General features: G+C 67.1%; 22 protein-coding genes and 1 tRNA gene. 12 read left to right on the forward strand and 11 right to left on the reverse strand.

Translation table 11 applies throughout. The annotated features are described in order from the left end of the window. Positions 1–14: 14 nt before the first annotated feature. Positions 15–90, reverse strand: a tRNA-Ala gene (locus tag FPZ54_RS10880). 219 nt (positions 91–309) lie between these two features. On the opposite strand from FPZ54_RS10880, the gene FPZ54_RS10885 reads away from it, so the two are divergent. Further along, complete coding sequence (locus FPZ54_RS10885; RefSeq protein WP_145847137.1) at positions 310–1,242, forward strand: DUF2171 domain-containing protein; 933 nt, start codon at positions 310–312, stop codon at positions 1,240–1,242. Positions 1,243–1,377: 135 nt separating this feature from the next. Here the strand turns inward: FPZ54_RS10885 and FPZ54_RS10890 are convergent, their stop codons facing one another. Next, positions 1,378–1,842 carry a GreA/GreB family elongation factor gene (locus FPZ54_RS10890; RefSeq protein WP_145847139.1) on the reverse strand — a complete coding sequence of 155 codons (465 nt, stop codon included), beginning with the start codon at positions 1,840–1,842 and terminating at the stop codon, positions 1,378–1,380. A gap of 10 nt (positions 1,843–1,852) precedes the next feature. Continuing rightward, a complete protein-coding gene (ypfJ, locus tag FPZ54_RS10895; protein WP_145847141.1) occupies positions 1,853–2,743 on the reverse strand; it encodes a KPN_02809 family neutral zinc metallopeptidase in 891 nt (296 codons plus the stop codon). A gap of 106 nt (positions 2,744–2,849) precedes the next feature. On the opposite strand from ypfJ, the gene FPZ54_RS10900 reads away from it, so the two are divergent. From FPZ54_RS10900 to FPZ54_RS10915, 4 genes are read left to right on the forward strand one after another with little or no spacing between them, the layout of a single operon-like run. Then, complete coding sequence (locus tag FPZ54_RS10900) at positions 2,850–4,013, forward strand: patatin-like phospholipase family protein (protein ID WP_145847142.1); 1,164 nt, start codon at positions 2,850–2,852, stop codon at positions 4,011–4,013. 16 nt (positions 4,014–4,029) lie between these two features. Next, the gene (locus tag FPZ54_RS10905; RefSeq protein WP_145847144.1) at positions 4,030–4,815 is read left to right on the forward strand and encodes a 3-hydroxybutyrate dehydrogenase; all 786 of its coding nucleotides are present in this window, start codon (positions 4,030–4,032) and stop codon (positions 4,813–4,815) included. Continuing rightward, positions 4,812–5,432: a DUF4893 domain-containing protein gene (locus tag FPZ54_RS10910; protein ID WP_145847145.1), complete on the forward strand. Its 621-nt coding sequence runs from the start codon at positions 4,812–4,814 to the stop codon at positions 5,430–5,432. The genes FPZ54_RS10905 and FPZ54_RS10910 overlap by 4 nt, the downstream gene beginning before the upstream one ends. 51 nt (positions 5,433–5,483) lie before the next feature. After that, the gene (locus tag FPZ54_RS10915) at positions 5,484–6,800 is read left to right on the forward strand and encodes an amidohydrolase (protein ID WP_145847148.1); all 1,317 of its coding nucleotides are present in this window, start codon (positions 5,484–5,486) and stop codon (positions 6,798–6,800) included. A 102-nt stretch (positions 6,801–6,902) separates the two neighbouring features. Here FPZ54_RS10915 and FPZ54_RS10920 read toward each other — a convergent pair whose 3' ends face one another. Further along, positions 6,903–7,145 (reverse strand): hypothetical protein, encoded by a 243-nt coding sequence (locus FPZ54_RS10920; RefSeq protein ID WP_145847150.1) that lies wholly within the window; start codon positions 7,143–7,145, stop codon positions 6,903–6,905. 127 nt (positions 7,146–7,272) lie between these two features. Then, positions 7,273–8,022, reverse strand: a complete 750-nt coding sequence (locus tag FPZ54_RS10925; protein ID WP_145847152.1) for a Bax inhibitor-1/YccA family protein — start codon at positions 8,020–8,022, stop codon at positions 7,273–7,275. Between the two features lie 130 nt (positions 8,023–8,152). Here FPZ54_RS10925 and thpR point away from each other — a divergent pair, with 130 nt between their 5' ends. Next, positions 8,153–8,692: an RNA 2',3'-cyclic phosphodiesterase gene (thpR, locus tag FPZ54_RS10930; protein WP_145847154.1), complete on the forward strand. Its 540-nt coding sequence runs from the start codon at positions 8,153–8,155 to the stop codon at positions 8,690–8,692. A 43-nt stretch (positions 8,693–8,735) separates the two neighbouring features. Here the strand turns inward: thpR and FPZ54_RS10935 are convergent, their stop codons facing one another. Beyond that, positions 8,736–9,323: a superoxide dismutase family protein gene (locus tag FPZ54_RS10935; RefSeq protein WP_422396527.1), complete on the reverse strand. Its 588-nt coding sequence runs from the start codon at positions 9,321–9,323 to the stop codon at positions 8,736–8,738. 63 nt (positions 9,324–9,386) lie between these two features. Continuing rightward, complete coding sequence (locus FPZ54_RS10940; RefSeq protein WP_145847156.1) at positions 9,387–10,280, reverse strand: tyrosine recombinase XerC; 894 nt, start codon at positions 10,278–10,280, stop codon at positions 9,387–9,389. A gap of 193 nt (positions 10,281–10,473) precedes the next feature. Here FPZ54_RS10940 and FPZ54_RS10945 point away from each other — a divergent pair, with 193 nt between their 5' ends. From FPZ54_RS10945 to gloB, 5 genes are read left to right on the forward strand one after another with little or no spacing between them, the layout of a single operon-like run. Next, entirely contained in the window at positions 10,474–11,211 is a 738-nt protein-coding gene (locus FPZ54_RS10945) for an alpha/beta fold hydrolase (protein ID WP_145847158.1), read from the forward strand. Continuing rightward, the gene (locus tag FPZ54_RS10950) at positions 11,208–11,960 is read left to right on the forward strand and encodes a tetratricopeptide repeat protein (RefSeq protein ID WP_186456739.1); all 753 of its coding nucleotides are present in this window, start codon (positions 11,208–11,210) and stop codon (positions 11,958–11,960) included. Before FPZ54_RS10945 ends, FPZ54_RS10950 begins: the two co-directional genes overlap by 4 nt. Positions 11,961–12,011: 51 nt before the next feature. Beyond that, positions 12,012–12,464 carry a VOC family protein gene (locus FPZ54_RS10955; protein WP_145847160.1) on the forward strand — a complete coding sequence of 151 codons (453 nt, stop codon included), beginning with the start codon at positions 12,012–12,014 and terminating at the stop codon, positions 12,462–12,464. 2 nt (positions 12,465–12,466) lie between these two features. After that, positions 12,467–13,555: an NAD(P)H-dependent flavin oxidoreductase gene (locus FPZ54_RS10960; protein WP_145847162.1), complete on the forward strand. Its 1,089-nt coding sequence runs from the start codon at positions 12,467–12,469 to the stop codon at positions 13,553–13,555. After that, positions 13,552–14,280, forward strand: a complete 729-nt coding sequence (gene gloB, locus FPZ54_RS10965; RefSeq protein ID WP_145847164.1) for a hydroxyacylglutathione hydrolase — start codon at positions 13,552–13,554, stop codon at positions 14,278–14,280. The genes FPZ54_RS10960 and gloB overlap by 4 nt, the downstream gene beginning before the upstream one ends. Here gloB and FPZ54_RS10970 read toward each other — a convergent pair. The 4 genes from FPZ54_RS10970 to rsmI form a co-directional block, all read right to left on the reverse strand. Then, positions 14,277–14,879, reverse strand: a complete 603-nt coding sequence (locus tag FPZ54_RS10970; RefSeq protein WP_145847166.1) for a DedA family protein — start codon at positions 14,877–14,879, stop codon at positions 14,277–14,279. The two genes, gloB and FPZ54_RS10970, sit on opposite strands and share 4 nt — an antisense overlap. Positions 14,880–14,912: 33 nt before the next feature. Beyond that, the gene (gshB, locus tag FPZ54_RS10975; protein ID WP_145847168.1) at positions 14,913–15,869 is read right to left on the reverse strand and encodes a glutathione synthase; all 957 of its coding nucleotides are present in this window, start codon (positions 15,867–15,869) and stop codon (positions 14,913–14,915) included. Positions 15,870–15,996: 127 nt separating this feature from the next. Beyond that, a complete protein-coding gene (locus FPZ54_RS10980; protein WP_145847170.1) occupies positions 15,997–16,353 on the reverse strand; it encodes a YraN family protein in 357 nt (118 codons plus the stop codon). A gap of 112 nt (positions 16,354–16,465) precedes the next feature. Then, the gene (rsmI, locus tag FPZ54_RS10985) at positions 16,466–17,302 is read right to left on the reverse strand and encodes a 16S rRNA (cytidine(1402)-2'-O)-methyltransferase (protein ID WP_145847171.1); all 837 of its coding nucleotides are present in this window, start codon (positions 17,300–17,302) and stop codon (positions 16,466–16,468) included. A gap of 12 nt (positions 17,303–17,314) precedes the next feature. Here rsmI and FPZ54_RS10990 point away from each other — a divergent pair, with 12 nt between their 5' ends. Beyond that, the gene (locus tag FPZ54_RS10990; protein WP_145847173.1) at positions 17,315–18,514 is read left to right on the forward strand and encodes a penicillin-binding protein activator; all 1,200 of its coding nucleotides are present in this window, start codon (positions 17,315–17,317) and stop codon (positions 18,512–18,514) included. The last annotated feature ends 90 nt before the right edge of the window (positions 18,515–18,604 follow it).

The raw sequence follows: 18,604 nt of genomic DNA on the forward strand, positions 1-18,604 counted from the left end.
GATACGAGCCGGGCTGGTGGAGCTGAGGGGAATCGAACCCCTGACCTCTGCAGTGCGATTGCAGCGCTCTCCCATCTGAGCTACAGCCCCGCTCCACGCCCCGGCACCGCCGGAAGGCGGACCGTCTAGCTTTCCTGCACCCTCTTTGCAACGTCCTTTGCGCCGATTTTCCGGCTCGGCGAGCGCCTGCGTCCGCTCGTCGCACACGCCCCGTTCAAGCTCGGAACAATTGCCGCTTCCGGTTCATTTTTTGGATGTGGGGTGCGCGGATGGCGCGCGCCTGAAAACCAATAGGATGAGGAGGTTACCATGGGTTACGAACCCTATCCGAACCGAAATCGCGACGAACTCTGGGGCACCGGCGGCGAGTCGCCCTCGCGCGGCTATGGCTATGGCTACGACCCCGCTCGCGACCGAAGCCGATCGAGCGCGCGCGAGTTCGCCGCGGCCGATTATGACCGCGAACGCGGCGAGCGCAGCGGTTGGCGCGACCGCGACGAGGGCGGATATCGCGACGAGGGTCGCTATGGCCGATCCGGCGGCGCGCGCGGATACGCACCGCGCGGCTATCGCGACTATGACGATCGCTACACCAGCGGCAGCCGAGGCTATCGCGACCATGATGAGCGCGGACGCCGCCATGACCGCGAGCCTGCGGACTATTCCTATGACGATCGCGGCTTTTTCGACCGCGCGGGGGACGAGGTCCGCTCCTGGTTCGGCGACGAGGATGCCGAGCGCCGCCGTGCGATGGATGCCCGCTATGACGAGCGCTATGGCAATGACTGGGCGAGCCGCGACCAGGATTATTATGGCTGGCGCCGTCGCCAGATCGACGATCTCGACCGCGATTATCACGAATATCGTCGGGAAAACCAGGCGCGGTTCGAGGATGAATTCGGCAATTGGCGCAATGAACGCCAGGGCCAGCGCAGCGCACTCCAGCGGGTGTCCGAACATATGGAAGTGGTCGGCTCCGACGGCGAACATGTCGGGACGGTCGACAAGGTGCGCGGCGACCGCATCATCCTGACCAAGAGCGATCCCGATGCAGGCGGTCATCACCATTCGATCCCGTCGCGCTGGATCGAATCGGTGGATGACAAGGTTCACATTCGCAAGACGGCGGATCAGGCGAAGTCGGCCTGGCGTGACGAGGAGCGCAGCGGCGCGTTGTTCGGCGACCGCGACGATGCGCGCGGTGCGCACTCTCTCAACCGGAGCTTCTCTGGGACTTATTGAGCCCAAGCATCGCGCGGAAAAGTGGGCACCGGTTTTCCGCAATAACGATGCGGCAGCAGAAGTGGCTCCCAAGCGGGCCGGTCTCGACCGGCCAGCGACGGAAGGCCCGGGCGGAAACGTCCGGGCCTTCTTGTTTTATTCGGGGGTCGGTTCGACCGACAGGATTTCGATCGCTTCGGTACGGCCGTTGAAATCGACCAGTTCGCGCGGCTCGGCGCCCAGCATTGCGGCGGCGAGCGGCGCCTGAAAGGCGATGCGGTCGGCCGCAGGGTCCGCCTCGTCATGCCCGACGATGTCGATGCACCGCTCGCGCCCGGCCATGCGAAATCGCACGCGCGATCCGATCGCGACCGTGCCGTCGGGCGGCGTCGGAACGATCTGCGCCGTCGTCTGGCGGGTATGCCAGTAGCGCAGGTCCCGCTGGATCGCCTCGCGCGCGTCGCCTTCCGCCCCCACGACCGCAGCCTCGAGCTCCACCACACGCGCGTCGATCAGCGCCTTGCCACGCGCAGTGACCAGATTCGGTCCCGGCACCATCGGGATTTCGAACTTCGGTTCCTTATGCTCCTCGTCGCTCTCGCGGCGGAATGCGACGCTCATCGTGCCATGCTCAGATCGCCCCGCTGAACGTGTCGCAGGCCGCCGGGTCGCCGCTCTCCAGCCCGCGCTTCAGCCAACGCATCCGCTGCTCCGACGTACCATGGGTGAAGCTCTCCGGAACCACGGTTCCCTGCGCCTGGCGTTGCAGCGTATCGTCGCCGATCGCCTCGGCGGCGCGCAGCCCTTCCTCGATATCGCCGGGCTCCAGCCGGTCGCGATTCTGGGCGCCCCAGACGCCCGCATAGCAATCCGCCTGAAGCTCGACACGGACCGAAAGTTCATTGCCCTCGGCCTGGCTCATCCGCGCCTGGCGCGCACGCACCTGCTCCATCGTGCCGGTGACGTTCTGAATATGGTGACCCACCTCATGCGCAATCACGTAATTCTGCGCGAAATCGCCCGCCGCGCCGAAGCGCGTCGCCAGTTCACGGAAGAAGGCGGTGTCGAGATAAATGCCCCGATCCGATGGGCAATAGAAGGGCCCCGCCGCCGACGACGCCTGTCCGCAGCCCGACTGGACCCGACCTTCGTAGAAATTGAGCACCGGTGCCGGATAGCGCTGCCCGCCATCGGCGAACAATTTGGTCCAGGTCTGTTCGGTGCTGGTCATCACCCGGCACGCCTGCAATTCCTCAGGGGTGTCGCACGCCTTTTGCTGGGTCACCTGCTGCCCGCCGCTGCCCGTCACACCGCCACCGCTCAGCAGTGCGCCGCCACCGCCCATCGTCATGAAGATCGCCGCACCGATACCGATCAGCGCGATCGTCCCGCAGCCCAGTCGGCTCCCGAGCAGCATCGGCAGCAGCGCGAACAGGATGTTGCCGCCTCCGCCGCCAAAGCCGCCGCCGCCCGAGCCGAGATCGCGGACATTGTCACTGGGATCGAGATCGTCGAGCCGCATCGGGCACCCCTTTTCATTGGTCCTTCGCAACAATGCCCGAAGCCGCCGCATGTTGCATGAAGAATCCCGCATTGCCCTTCGCGTTGCATTGCACCACATGGGGGCCATGGCCGATGCCGATCCGCAACGCAGCACGAAGCAGGGCCGCGAACGGCCGCTGCCCCTTCCCGGCTGCGTCGCATTGGTGCTGCAGGGCGGCGGCGCGCTGGGCAGCTATCAGGCCGGGGTGATTGAGGCGCTGGCGGAGGCCGATATCGCTCCCGATTGGGTCGCTGGCATCTCGATCGGTGCGATCAATGCGGCGATCGTCGCGGGCAACCCGCCCGAACGGCGCGTCGAGCGGCTGAATGCGTTCTGGGACCGGGTCACCAGCGGCCTGCCCAGCTTCCCGATCTTCCCCCAGGATCAGGTCCGCGAATTCGTCCATGAATGGTCGGCGGCGATGGTGCTGGGTCAGGGAGTCCCCGGTTTCTTCCATCCCCGCCCGGTGCCACCCTTCTTCGCGACGCCCGGCAGCTGCGCCGCGCTCAGCTATTACGACACCGCCGCATTGCGTGAAACGCTCGACGCACTGGTCGACTGGGATCTGGTCAACGACGGCCCGGTGCGCCTCTCGGTCGGCGCGGTCGAGATCGAAAGCGGCAATTTCCGCTATTTCGACACGGCGGACGATCGCATCGACGCGCGCCACATCATGGCCTCGGGCGCGCTGCCGCCGGGACTGCCCCCGGTCGAGATCGACGGGAAATATTATTGGGACGGCGGCCTCGTCTCCAACACCCCGCTGATCCATGTCCTCGACCATCAGCGCGAAGCGACGCTCGTCTTCCAGGTCGATCTCTTCTCCGCCGCATCGCCGATGCCCCACACCATCACCGACGTGATGGCGCGGGAAAAGGAAATCCGCTTCTCCAGCCGCACCCGCCAGGTCAGCGACGAACGCCTCAAGCTGCGCAAGGAGCGCGAGATGATCCGCAAGGTGCTCGCCAAATTGCCCGACAGCCTTGCCGACGACCCCGATGTCGCCGTCCTGCGCGCCGCCGCGAACGAACAGCCGGTCAGCCTTGTTCACCTGATCTACCGCGCCAATGCCTGGGAGGGCGGGAGTCGCGACTTCGAATTTTCCGCCCGCTCGATGCGCGAGCATTGGCAGGCGGGGCGCGAAGCGGTCGCCGAAACCATGGCCAATGCCCGCCTGATCGCCAGCAATATCGCCGACGGCCGCACCGCCGCCTTCGACCTTACCCGCCGCCAGCATCCCCATCCCTAGTTTCAGGAGTATCCCCATGTTCCTCAAGGGCAAGTCCGCCATCGTCACCGGCTCCACCTCGGGCATCGGCCTCGCCATCGCCAAGGCGTTCGCGGCGGAGGGCGCGAGCGTGACGATCAACGGGTTCGGTGACGCGGACGCGATCGAGCAGGAGCGCGTGGGGCTGGAGCAGCTGAGCGGCGCCAAAGCGCTGTATGATGCTGCCGATATGAGCAAGCCCGACGCCATCTATGCGATGGTCGAGCGCTGCCACACCGAGCTTGGCGGCCCCGACATCATCGTCAACAATGCCGGTATCCAGCATGTCGCGGCGATCGAGGACTTTCCCCCGGAGAAATGGGACGCGATCATCGCGATCAATCTCTCCTCCGCCTGGCACATGATGCGTGCCGCGGTGCCGCATATGAAGGCGGCGAAATGGGGCCGCATCCTCTGCACCGCCTCCGCCCACAGCCTCGTCGCCAGCCCCAACAAATCCGCCTATGTCGCCGCCAAGCATGGCATTGCGGGACTGACCAAGACGATCGCGCTGGAAACCGCGACCGACGGCATCACCGTCAACTGCATCTCGCCGGGCTATGTCTGGACGCCGCTGGTCGAGAACCAGATCCCGGACACGATGAAGTCGCGCGGCCTGACCCGCGAGCAGGTGATGAACGACGTGCTCCTCGCCGCGCAGCCGACCAAGGAGTTCGTCCAGCCCGAACAGGTCGCCGCGCTGGCGCTGTTCCTGTGCCGCGAAGAGGCGAAGGCGATCACCGGCGCCAATTATTCGATGGACGGCGGGTGGACCGCGGCATGAAGCCCGCGTTCCCGCTCATCGCAGTGGCGGTCGCACTGTCGCTGGCAGGATGCTCGCGCGGCGGTCTTGCGGGCGAAGCCGGGCCGGAAACCCGCTGGCGCCAGGTGACCACGGCGCAGGATCGCGACCGGCTGCGTGATTGGCGCAAGGCATGGGTCGAGGCGCTTCCCGCCGCCCGCACCGCCGACAATGGCGTGATCGCGAGCGAGCGTGCGCTGTTCGAGCCGGATCAGGCGATGCCAAACGCGATGCCGCCAGCGGGCGATTATCGCTGCCGGACCTTCAAGCTCGGCGCCAAGCGGCCCGGCCTGCGCACCTTCTATGCCCAGCCCTGGTCGCGCTGCCGCATCGGGCGACAGGGCGACATGCCCGTCTTCGCGAAGCTCGAAGGGACCCAGCGCCCCTATGGCACGCTCTATGCGGAGACCGATGCCCGGGTGATTTTCCTCGGCGCGCTCGAACTGGGCGACGAAACGACCACGCTCGCTTATGGCCAGGATGCGAAGCGGGACATGGCGGGTTATGTCGAGCGGATCGGCGTCGGACGCTGGCGGCTCGTCCTGCCCTGGCCCAGCTTCGAATCGCAGCTGGACGTAATCGAACTGGTCCCCGCCTGACCCGGGCGCTTGGACATTGCACCGTCGCGTTGGCGGGTTAGGGTAGCGCGCATGAAAATGCTGCTCCTCACCGCCGCCGCCGCGGGCCTCACGCTTGCCGTCCCCGCCGCTGCGGACAGCGTCCGCGACGCCACCGCACGCGAGCTACCCGCGCTGATGACGCTTTACCGCGACCTCCACGCCAATCCCGAGCTGAGCCTTGCCGAGGTGAAGACGGCTGCCAAGCTCGCGGCCGAAGCGCGCAAGGCGGGCTACACCGTGACCGAGAAGGTCGGCGGAACCGGCGTGGTCGCGGTGATGAAGAATGGCGAGGGACCGACGATCCTGATCCGCGCCGATATGGACGGATTGCCGGTGACCGAGGAAACCGGCCTGCCCTTCGCGTCGAAGGTCCGCGGCAAGACGCCCGAGGGGGTCGAGACCGGCATCATGCACGCCTGCGCGCACGATACACACATGACCGCCTGGGTCGGCACGCTGCGCAATCTGGCGGCGATGAAGGATCAGTGGCGCGGCACGGTGGTGATGATCGCCCAGCCCGCCGAGGAAAGCAGCGGCGGCGCGATCGCGATGCTCGAGGACGGGCTCTACACCCGTTTCCCCAAGCCCGATTACGCCATCGCCTTCCACAACAGCGCCGCGCTGCCCGCAGGGACCATCGGCATCCGCTCGGGCCCGACCTTCGCCAGCGTCGATTCGGTCGACATCCTCGTGAAGGGAGTCGGCGGCCATGGCGCGTACCCTGCGACGACCAAGGACCCGATCGTGCTCGGCGCGCGCATCGTCTCGGCGCTTCAGACCATCGTCGCGCGTGAGGTCGATCCGCTCGATTCGGCCGTCGTCACCGTCGGCAGTTTCCAGGGCGGGACCCGCCACAACATCATTCCCGATTCCGCGCTGCTACTGCTCACCGTCCGCTCCTACACGCCCGCGGTGCGCAAGCAGCTGCTCGACAGCATCGCGCGCATCGCAAAAGGCGAGGCGGTCGCGGCGGGCGTTCCGGAGGACCGGATGCCGCAGGTGACTGTGCGCGAACCCTTCACCCCGCCTGCGGTGAGCACGCCGGAATTTGCGGGCAAGCTCAAATCGCTGTTTACCGCGCGCTTCGGCGCGGCGCGGGTCCAGGAGGTCGCGCCGGTGATGGCTGGGGAGGACTTCGGCCGCTACCATATCGCCGATCCGAAGATCCAAAGCGTGATCTATTGGGTTGGCGGGGTACCGCAGGATCATTGGGATGCAGCGCAGAAGCGCGGCGGCACCGGCCTGCCCTCGCTCCACAGCCCCAAATGGGCGCCCGATGCGGAAAAGGTGATCGGCACTGCGGCGGAGGCGATGACCGCGGCGGCGCTGGATGTGTTGAAGCCCTGACACAAAAGGCCGTTTGCCCTGAGCCTGTCGACCGGCCGAAGCGACCGCTGTGGATCCTCCGCCCTCCGATAAGGCTCAGGGCAAACGCACTGCCGGTTACCGTTACTCCGCGTCGGCCCGCTTCTTCGCCAGCTCCGCTTCTTTTTCCGCATCATAGCCCGTCGCAGGCGCGGCATGGTGCGAATGCACCGGCTGCGTCCCGGAGGGCGGATCGGAGGCATCCATGGACTCGTCGAGTGCGCGGTCGAGCCGTGCTTCCTTGCTCTCCGGGTTGCGGTCCAGCCGTTCGCTGATGCTCTCGTCGGTCCCGGCGTCGCCGCGCTTCTTGTCCTGGTCTTCCATCATCGTTCCAACTCCCAAGGGATGTGAACGTAAAACGCGCCGAGGCAACCACACGTTCCAGCCGCCAAATGCAGAAAGGCCCGGCCATCGCTGGCCGGGCCTTCCCTACTTGTCGGTTCTGACGCTGCGATCAGTCGCGCGACGTGCCCATGAGGGCGAGCAGGAACTGGAACATGTTGATGAAGTCGAGATAGAGCGAGAGTGCGCTCATGATGACGACCTTGCCCACCATGTCGGTACCCGCGACATATTGGTACATGCTCTTGATCCGCTGCGTGTCATACGCCGTCAGGCCAGCGAAGATCAGCACGCCGCCGATGCTGATGATCAGCGACAGCGTGGTCGACTGGGTAAAGATGTTGATGATCATGGCGACCAGCAGTCCAACCACGCCAATGATCAGGAAGCTGCCGAACGCGGTCAGGTCACGCTTGGTGGTATAGCCATAGAGGCTCAGCGCCACGAAGCCCGCCGCCGTTGCGAAGAATGCCTGCGCGACCGACGTGCCGGTGTAGCGCAGCAGCAGCGTCGAGAGCGACAGGCCCATCAGGACCGCGAAGCTCCAGAACAGAATCTGCAAGGTGCCTGTCGACATCTTGTTCTGGCCGAAGCTCATCGCGAACACGATCGCCAACGGCGACAGCACGATCAGCCACACCAGCGGCCCGCCATTGGCGAACACCGAATAGGCGACCGACTGCTCACCGCCCCAGGCGAACAGCAATGCGACGATGCCGCTGAGCAGAACGCCCGACGCCATATAGTTGTAAACCGAAAGCATATAGGACCGCAGCCCCGCATCATACGCGGCGCTATCCCGCGTACCTGCGGCCGTCGCGTACGGCGCGGCGGTCGATTGGGGGTCAGACCAGTTAGCCATCTCAAACTCCTTTGCCCGGCGGTCTCAGATCATCGGCCGCCCGGATGTGATCGAATATCATGGTTTGCGGGCCGACTTTCAAGGAAAACCGGAATCGCCCCGCCTGACATAAACGGTTAAGGGGCCCTCCATGCATCGCCTGTTCGTCGCATTGCGGCCACCGCCGCCGATTCGCGCGCGCTTGCTCGGCCTGATGGGCGGGGTACCGGGCGCGCGCTGGCAGAGCGAGGACCAGCTCCATTTGACCTTGCGCTTCGTCGGCGAGGTCGATTCGCGCACCGCCGACGATGTCGCGGCGGCGCTCGGCAGCATTCGCTTCGACCTGCCCCCGCTGCGCCTGTCGGGCTGCGGGATGTTCGACACGCGGGGCAAGCCGAACGCGCTCTGGGCGGGGGTCGCGCCGCGCGATCCGCTCGCCGCGCTTCATCGCAAGGTCGATGCCGCGATCGTCCGCGCGGGGCTGGAACCGGAGCACCGCGCCTTCGTGCCGCACATCACCCTCGCCCGCCTCTCCGGATCGGCGGGTCCGGCGGACCGTTTTCTCGTCGATCATGCGGGCCTTACCAGCCCGGATTTCGCCGTCACGCACATGACGCTCTACGAAAGCCGCCTCCGCCATGGCGGCGCCAGCTATGATGCGATCGAGCGCTATAGACTGAACGCCATCTGATCCGTCACCCCGGCGCGGAAGCCGGGGTGACGCACGCTTTCATCTAGCCCGCCGCGAACACGCCGCACGCGACGCGGTCGCCGCTATTGCCCGACGGATCGGTCTTCTGATCGTCCGCGCCCGCATGGACCACGAACGCAGATCCGTCCGCGTCGAGCAGTCCCGCCATCGTCCCCGAGCGCAGCGTGAAGGTCAGCGTGCCCGTCCCATCATCCGCGACGGTCAGATTGGGCATGTCACCCGCATGGGCACCCTGGGGATTTTCCAGCCCATGCTGGGTCGATTCCGGATTCCAATGACCACCCGCCGTGGTGAAGCCAGGCGCATCGCACTTGCCGGTCATATGGACATGGACGCCATGGTCACCCGGCGTGATGCCGTTGACCGAAACGGTGACCCCAAGTCCCTCGGGCGTGACGGTGGCGATCGCGCTGCCCGCCGCGCTGCCATCGGCCTTGGTCAGCGTCGCGGTCGCCGACTGCGCGGCTTCGCTGCCATTCTCCATCGGCATGGCCATATTCTCCATCGGCATCGCCATATTGTCGACCGTGGCGGTGTTGGTCGTCTCGCTACCGCCGCACGCAGCGGTCAGTGCCAGCGCCGCGATTGCGCAGCCGGTTCGGATCATCATGCCGTCTCTCCTGTTGCAAATCCTCGCGACGCCAATGTGCGAGGCGGGGGAAGGGTTCCGAAATCATGCCCGGGGATGGGCGTTGCGATAGACGTCGAGCAAATGCGCCGCGTCCACCGCGGTATAAATCTGCGTCGAGCTCAGGCTGGCATGGCCGAGCAATTCCTGCAACGCCCGCAGGTCCGCCCCGCGTCCCAGCAGATGCGTCGCGAAACTGTGGCGCAGCGCGTGCGGCGTCGTCCGTTCGGGGAGTCCCAGCCGTACCCGCGCCGCGCGCACCGCGCGACGAATCAGGGCAGGCGCCAGCGGCCCGCCCCGCGCGCCCCGGAACAGCGGCACGGCCGGCGCAGGGCCGTAAGGGCAGAGGCGTACATACTCCTCCACCGCAGCACGCACCTGCGGCAACAGCGGCACGATCCGCGTCTTGTCACGCTTGCCCGTTACCCGCAGCGTTTCGCCCATCGGCAGGTCCGCGCCGGTCAGCGCCATCGCCTCGCCGATGCGCAATCCTGCACCATAGAGCAGCAACAGCACCGCCAGGTCACGCGCGCCGATCCACGGTTCACGCGCATCCTCCGCCACCTCTTCGGCCAGCGCCACCGCCTCGTCAGGCGATACCGGACGCGGCACGCCTTTCTTGACGCGCGGCCCGCGCAGCCGGGGGAGCTCGGCGTCCTCCCCGCCCGCAAAGTTCAGGAACGCCCGCACCGCCGACAGCTCCCGCGCCGCGCTGGCATTGCCGATCCCGTCAGTGCGCCGCTGCGCCAGATAGGCGCGCAGGTCGGCGGCGGTCACCTTGCCCAGCGCGCCACGATCCACCGCCGCGCCCCAATGCCCCGACAGAAAGGTCATCAACCGCGCCGCCGTCGCCTCATAGGCCCGCACCGTATGCGCCGAACGCCGCCGATCCCGCGCCAGATGCGCGCCGAACAGCAAGGGCAGGGGCCGGTCGTCCATCGGCGTACCCTAGCCACGTCGAAACCGGGCGTCATCAAGTTGAACCAGCATTGCTCCCCTGCGAAAGCAGGGGTCCAGGGTCGCAGGCGATGACGATTGCAGCTCTGGACCCCTGCTTTCGCAGGGGAACAGTTTGGATCAGTCGCTGGACAGACCTCGACGCCGCTTGCCGATACGCCCTAAGACCCCGTCCATGATCAACGCTGACGGCCATCGCATCGCATTCCATCACAGTCCCGGGACCGGGCCGACCATCGTCTTTCTCCCCGGCTATGCGTCCGACATGAGCGGAAGCAAGGCGGTGGCGATCGAGGCATGGGCGCAGGCTAATGGCCGCGCGTTCCTCCGCTTCGACTATGCCGGGTGCGGCGAGAGCGAGGGCGCGTTCGAGGACCAGACCCTCGCCAGCTGGCGCGACGACGCGCTGTTGCTGATCGATCGGATGATCGACGGTCCGGTCGTCCTCGTCGGATCGTCGATGGGCGGATGGATCATGCTGCTGCTGGCAAAGGCCCGGCCCGAGCGGATCGCCGCAATGGTCGGCATCGCCGCCGCGCCCGACTTCACCGACTGGGGCTTCACCCAGGAGCAGAAGATGACGCTGCTGTCCGAGGGGCGTCTCGAACAGCCGTCCATCTATTCGCCGCAGCCCACCATCACCACCCGCGCCTTCTGGTCGTCGGGCGAGGCCAATCGGTTGATGCATGGCCCGATCGCGATCGACGCCCCCGCCCGCCTGATCCATGGCCAGCGCGATCCCGACGTGCCGTGGGAGCGCAGCGTCGCGCTCGCCCGCCTCCTGCGTTCAGACGATGTGCAGACTATCCTCGTCAAGGATGGCGACCACCGCCTGTCGCGCGCGCAGGACATCGCCCTGATCCTGCGCACGCTCGAAGAAGCTCCGGGCTCGGACATCGCCCCCATCCCATGATCCTGTTCCTGCTCGCTCAAACCGCCGCGTCCGCCGCCCCCGTCGCCGGGCCGCCCTCGCCCGACCAGAAGCGTTGGGAGAATTGCGTCGAGCTCGCCATCGCCGATCCCGCCCGCGGCATCGCCGAAGCCGATCGGTGGAAGCTCGCGGGCGGCAATTTCCTGACCCATCAATGCCGCGGCATGGCCTATGCCGCGCAACGCCGCTGGACGAGCGCGGGCGACGCCTTCGAAACCGCCGCGCGGGAGGCGGAAGTGGCCCGCGACGCGCGCGCCCCCAACTATTGGGCACAGGCGGGCAATGCCTGGCTCGCCGCCGGGGACGCGGGCAAGGCGCGCGCGGCGCTCGACGCTGCGCTCGCGACCGGCACGCTGACGGGCCTCGAACTCGGCGAAGCGCATCTCGATCGCGCCCGCGCGCTGGTCGCTGCCGGCAACCTAGCGGGCGCGCGCGCCGATCTCGATCAGGCGCTGGTCCATGCCGCCGCCGATCCGATGGCATGGCTGCTCTCCGCCAATCTCGCCCGCCGCATGGGCGATATCCCGCTCGCGAAGACCCATATCGCCCGCGCGCTGGAGCGCGCCGCCGATGACGCTTCGGTCCAGCTCGAAGCCGGGAATATCGCCGCCGTCGCGCGGGACGCGGCGGGAGCGAAGGCCGGCTGGACGCGCGCCGCACAACTGGCCCCGGACAGTCCGATCGGCCGCTCCGCCCGCGCCGCCCTCGAACAATTCGCCGCGCAGGAATAGATTCTCCAGCGACGCTCCCTATCTCTGGCGCGAACCAGACAGGGACTCCCGATGAACTATCTCCACACGATGATCCGCGTGTCCGATCCCGACGCGACGATCCGCTTCTTCGAACTGCTCGGCCTCAAGGAAGTCCGGAGAATGGAGAGCGAGAAGGGTCGCTTCACGCTGATCTTCCTCGCCGCCCCGGGCGATATCGGCGCGGACGGCAAACGCGCGAGCGCAGAGGTGGAACTGACCTATAACTGGCCCCCGGAAGACGGCAGCGCCCCCGAAACCTACACCGGCGGTCGCAATTTCGGGCACCTCGCCTATCGGGTCGAGAATATTTACGAAACCTGCCAGCGGCTGATGGACGCCGGGGTCCCGATCAACCGCCCCCCGCGCGACGGCCATATGGCGTTCGTCCGCAGCCCCGACGGTATCTCGGTCGAGCTGTTGCAGGATGGCCATCTCGATCCCGCCGAACCCTGGGCATCGATGCCGAATACCGGCAGCTGGTAAGCATGACCGGGCCGCTTGCGAACTGGCCGGTTCAGGATTTCCTGAAGCGGACCGGGGCGCGGGTTCCTATCATTCAGGCACCGATGGCGGGAGCAGGCGGGGTCGCGCTCGCCGCCGCTGCGATCCGCGGCGGCGCGGTCGGCTCGCTCCCCTGCGCGATGCTGACCGCCGATCAGGTGCGTGAGCAGGTCGCGCAAGTCCGCGCGCAGTCCGACGGCCCGCTCAACCTCAATTTCTTCTGTCACCACCTCGGCGATCCGCCCGACGAGACCGCGTGGCGTGCGCTGCTCCAGCCCTTCTACGACAAGGAAGGCGTCGGCCCGCCCGAAACCCCGCCCCCGCTGCGCACGCCGTTTGACGCGGCGATGTGCGCGGCGGTCGAAGAGATGCGGCCAGAGATCGTCAGCTTCCATTTCGGCCTGCCCGACCCCGCTTTGCTCGATCGCATTCGCCGATCCGGAGCCATCGTGCTTGGCAACGCCACGACCTTTGCAGAGGCGCGATGGCTGATGGGGAAGGTCGATATGGTCATCGCACAGGGGTTCGAGGCGGGCGGTCATGCCGGCCATTTCCTCGCCGGCCATCGCCCGGTGGGGACGATGGCCCTGACCCGTCAGATCGTGCGAGAGTATGATGCGATTCTGGAGCCGGTGATTGCAGCGGGCGGCATTGGCGACGCTGTAGGGATCGCCGCTGCATTGCAGCTCGACGCAGGCGCGGTGCAGCTTGGCACCGCCTATCTCCACTCCGCCGAAGCGACGATCTCCGCTGCCCATCGCGCCGCACTCGGCGAAGAATCGGTCGTCACCAACCTTTTCTCCGGCGGCCTCGCACGCGGCATCCGCAACGCGCTGATCGACGCGATCGGCCCCGTGCATCCCGCCGCGCCGCGCTTTCCCTATGCCTCCGCAGCGCTGACCGAACTGCGCCGCGTTGCCGAAGCTGACGGTCGCGGCGACTATTCGCCTTTATGGGCCGGACAGGCGGCTGCGCTCGGCCGCCCCGCGCGTGGAGAGCCGCCCGAAGGCGCACAGGCGCTGACCGAACGGCTGGCAAGCGAGGCGTTCGCCCTGCTAGGAGAGACCCCATGATCGAAGTCGTCCGCATCCCCGCCCTCAGCGACAATTACATCTGGCTTGCGCACGACGCCGCCTCGGGTGAGACGATCGTCGTCGACCCTGCGGTCGCCGAACCGGTGCTGGAAGCCGCGGAGGCACGCGGCTGGACCATCTCCGCGATCTGGAACACGCACTGGCATCCCGACCACACCGGCGGCAACGCCGCGATCAAGGACGCGACCGGCTGCAGCGTCATCGCCCCCGCGGCCGAAGCCGCCAAGATCCCCACCGCAGACCGGCTGGTCGCCGAGGGCGATACCGTGAAGCTGGGTGCGTTCGAGGCAGAGGTGATCGACGTCCCCGCGCATACCGCCGGCCATATCGCCTATCATCTTCCCCAGGCGCAGATCGCCTTTGTCGGTGACACGCTGTTCGCCATGGGCTGCGGGCGCCTGTTCGAAGGGACCCCGGCGCAGATGTTCGCCAATATGCAGCGCCTTGCCGCGCTCCCCGGCGAGACTCAGGTCTATTGCGCGCACGAATATACCCAGTCCAACGGCCGCTACGCCCTTGTTGCCGAGCCGGACAATGACGCCATCGCCCGGCGCATGGCGGAGGTGGACGCAATGCGCGCCCAGGGGCTGCCCACCGTCCCCACCACGATCGCGCTCGAACGCGCCACCAATCCCTTCATGCGCGCGACATCGGTCGAGCAACTGGCCGAACGCCGCGCGGCGAAGGACGGCTTCCGGGGCTAGCGTACCCGCCGGTTCCAGGTAACCACACGATAGGCCCAGGCGCCGATCACCACGACCGATGTCCCGATCGCGACCGGCCCGACATAGTCCTGCAACGCCCCGAACCGCGATCCCATTAACAGCCCGGCATAGGCCAGCACCGCGTTCCAGATCGCGCTCCCGACGAAGGTCGCGAACAGAAAGCGCGGCATCCCCATCTTCGCCATTCCTGCAGGCAGCGAGATCATCGTGCGGAAGGTCGGGAGGAAGCGGAAGAAGAATACCACCCAGCCGCCATGGCGGTGGAAGAAACGGTTGAGCCGCTCGACATCCTCCCACGTCATCGTCAGCCACCGGCCGTGGCGATCGACGAACGGCTTAAGCCGTTCGATCCCGATCCAGCGCCCGACCGCATACCAGAACAGATTGCCCAGCGTGGTGCCTGCGGTCCCCCAGATCAGCAACGGCGTCATGGCCATATGGCCCCGCGCCACCGCCATCCCGCCCAGACCCATGATGACCTCCGACGGGATGGGCGGAAACACATTCTCCAGCGTCATCAGGATGAAGATCCCGATATAGCCGCCCCAGGCGATGAGATTGAGGATGAACTCGGTCATGAACGACGTCAAACGCAGCCGGGACTGAAAGGATCAGGTCCGCGCCGCCACCCGCGCCTCAATCGCGTCCCAGATCATCGCGCTCGTATCGGTCCCGTTGAACCTGTCGATCGCGACGATGCCGGTCGGGCTGGTGACGTTGATCTCGGTCAGCCACTCGCCGCCGATCACGTCGATCCCGACGAAGATCAGCCCTCGGCGCTTGAGTTCGGGAGCCAAGGCCGCACAGATTTCCTCCTCCTTCGCGGTCAGCTGCGTCTTCGCCGCGGTGCCGCCGACTGCCAGGTTCGACCGGATTTCGCCCTCGCCGGGCACGCGATTGACCGCGCCTGCCACCTCGCCATCGACCAGCACGATGCGCTTGTCGCCCTTGGCCACATCGGGAAGGAAGGCCTGCACCATATGCGGCTCGCGGTACGCGGTGTTGAACACCTCGATCAGCGACGACAGGTTCGCGCCGTCGCTGTCGATCTTGAAGATCGCCTTGCCGCCATTGCCGTGCAGCGGCTTGACCACGATCGCGCCATGCTTGGCCAGGAACGCCTTTGCCTCGTCATAGTCGCGCGTGATCAGCGTCGGCGGCATGAATCGCGCGAAATCGAGCACCCAGACCTTCTCCGGGGCATTGCGCACGCTCGCGGGATCGTTGACCACCAATGTCTTGTCCGCAATCCGCTCGAGCAGATGCGTCGCGGTGATATAGCCGAGATCGAACGGCGGGTCCTGTCGCATCAACACGACATCCGCCTCTGCGCCCAGGTCCAGCGATACCGGATCGCCGAACTCGAAATGATTGCCCGCCACCCGCTGCACCGTCACCGGATGCGCCTTGGCCCAGACGCGCCCATCGGCATAGTTCAGCGCCTCGGGCGCATAGTGGAACAGCCGATGTCCGCGCGCCTGCGCCGACAGCATCAGCGCAAAGGTCGAATCGCCCGCGATGTTGATCGCATCGAGCGGGTCCATCTGGACGGCGACGGTGAGCGGCATCCGGTTATCTTTCTCGTCACCCCAGCGAAAGCTGGGGTCTGGTGCGGCAGGAGACCCCAGCTTTCGCTGGGGTGACGGCTGGGGGAGCAAGTAGGGTGCCTGAGGCCGATTGTCACCCGATCCGCCCTCACCCGATCCACGCATTCTCGATATGTCGCGGCCGCACGCCGGGCGCGAGCAGCAGGACGTCCACCCGGATATCCTCCCCGTTCGTCGCATAGCGCGGCATCAGAACTTCCGCCGCTGCCGCCACCCGCGCCAGCCGCCGCTCGTCGATCGCGAAATCAAGCTCCGCGGCCGACTTGCGCGCCTTGACCTCCACAAACGCAATCAGCCGCCCGCGCTTCGCCACCAGGTCGACCTCCCCTGCCGGGGTGCGCACGCGCCGATCGAGGATCCGCCACCCGCGCAGCCGCAGATACCACGCCGCGCGAGTCTCCCCGTCGCGGCCCGACTGCTCGGCAGCGCGGCGGTCGTATGCCATTTAAAGCCCCTCCCCTTTAGGGGAGGGGTTGGGGGTGGGGCGTCTCAGTCTCATGGAGACCGGCGCGAGTGAGGATAGGCCCCACCCCAACCCCTCCCCTGAAGGGGAGGGGCTAAGCACCCTTGATCTCCATCGCCCGCGCGTACAGCGCCTTGCGATCCAGCCCCAGCCGCTTGGCGACCTCGCCCGCCGCCTTCGACACGGGCAGCCGCGTCAGCGCTTCGGCGAGCGCCGCATCGGCATCCTCGGCGCTCGCCGGCGCCGCCTCGCCCGGCGGGGCGACGACGATCACGATCTCGCCCTTCGGCCCGCCCTCGGCATAGCGCGCCGACAATTCCGTCAGCGACCCCGTCACGCATTCCTCGAACTTCTTGGTAATCTCGCGCGCCACCGCCGCCTCGCGATCCCCCAGCCCGTCGGCCAACGCCGCCAGCGCCGCCGACAGCCGCGGCCCGCTTTCGTAGAACACCAATGTCGCGCGCACGCCCGCCACCTCGGCGATCGCCTCCGCCCGCGCCTGCTGCTTGCTCGGCAGGAACCCCATGAACAGGAACCGGTCGGTCGGCAGCCCTGCCAGCGTCAGCGCGGCGATCCCCGCGCACGGGCCGGGAATCGTCGTCACCGGATGCCCCGCCGCGCGCGCATCGCGCACCAATTTATATCCCGGATCGGAAATCAGCGGCGTCCCCGCATCCGAAACCAGCGCCACCGCCTCACGCGCCATCCGCGCCACCAGCCCCGGCCGCACGGCCTCGGCATTATGGTCGTGATAGGGCGTCATCGGTCGCTTTGCGCCGAGATGCCGGAACAGTCCGGCTGTCACACGGCTGTCCTCGACCGCAACCACATCGGCGTTCAGGAGTATTTCAGCCGCGCGTGGGGATAGGTCGCCGAGATTGCCGATCGGTGTCGCGACGATATAGAGGCCGGGCGCAAGAACAAAGGTCATCGGGGAGTCGTCATGACAGAGGCAGCAGTGAAACCGCAACGGGGCATTGTCGCCTTGATCCGTGGCGCGGTGGTGGCGGGCGCGATTCTGGTCGCCGCCTGCGTTCCCCGCCCCGGCCCGCCGCCCGGGCCGGTGCGCCCCGAACCGGTCGGTCCGACTCGTCCGGCGCCCACCCCGGTCCGCCCCGGCCTGCCCGAGGGCGATCTGGAACGGCACCGCGTCGCGCTGCTCGTCCCGATGTCGGGCACCAATGCCGGAATCGGCCGCAGCCTCGCCAATGCGACCCAGCTTGCGATCCTCGATACCAAGGCGGACAATATCCGCATCACCACTTATGACACCGCAATGGGTGCCGCCGCCGCCGCCAATCGCGCGCTGGCGGATGGCAACAAGCTGATCCTCGGCCCGCTTCTCTCCGAAGACGTCCGCGCGGTCGCCCCGCTCGCCCGCCGCGCCAATGTGCCGGTGCTCAGCTTCTCCAACGACACCAATGTCGCGGGAAACGGCGCCTATGTGATGGGCTATACCCCCGCCCAGTCGATCGAGCGGGTGGTCGATTATGCCCGCCGCACCGGTGTCACCGAATTCGCCGGGCTGATGCCCACCGGACTCTATGGCGACCGCGCCTCGACCGCGTTTCTGCGCGCGGTTGAGAACGCGGGCGGCAAGGTCACCGCGCTCGAAACCTATAATCGCGGTCCTGCGGCGATGAACGCGGCAGTCGCGAAAATCGCCCGTTCGCCCTTTCAGGCGGTGCTGATCGCCGACAGCGCGAATGGCGCGGTCACCGCCATTCCAGCGCTGCGCCGCACCAGCGAAACCGCGCGGGTACTCGGCACCGAATTGTGGAACAGCGATTCGGGGATCGGCGGCATGACCCAGCTCAACGGCGCCTGGTTCGCCAGCGTGTCGGACACCTATTACCGCCAATATGCCGCCAAATACCGCGCGCGGTTCAGCGCGGCACCCTATCGCCTGTCGACGCTCGGCTATGATGCCGTGCTGCTCACCGTCCGCATCGCCCGCGACTGGCGCCCCGGGACCGACTTCCCGGCCAGCCGCCTGTCCGATCGCGACGGCTTTGCGGGCCTCGACGGCGCCTTCCGCTTCGGTCGCGACGGCGTCGCCGAGCGCGCGCTGGAGGTCCAGGAAATCCGTGGCGGGACGACGGTGACGGTGTCGCCCGCGCCGCAGGGCTTTGGGGGGCGGTAACTAAAATCCTCCCCGGAACGGGGAGGGGGACCATGCGAAGCATGGTGGAGGGGGCGCGAGGCAAGGGAATCCGTTGCCTCGCGCCCCCTC

The organism is Sphingomonas suaedae (assembly GCF_007833215.1).
Classification (GTDB): domain Bacteria; phylum Pseudomonadota; class Alphaproteobacteria; order Sphingomonadales; family Sphingomonadaceae; genus Sphingomonas; species Sphingomonas suaedae.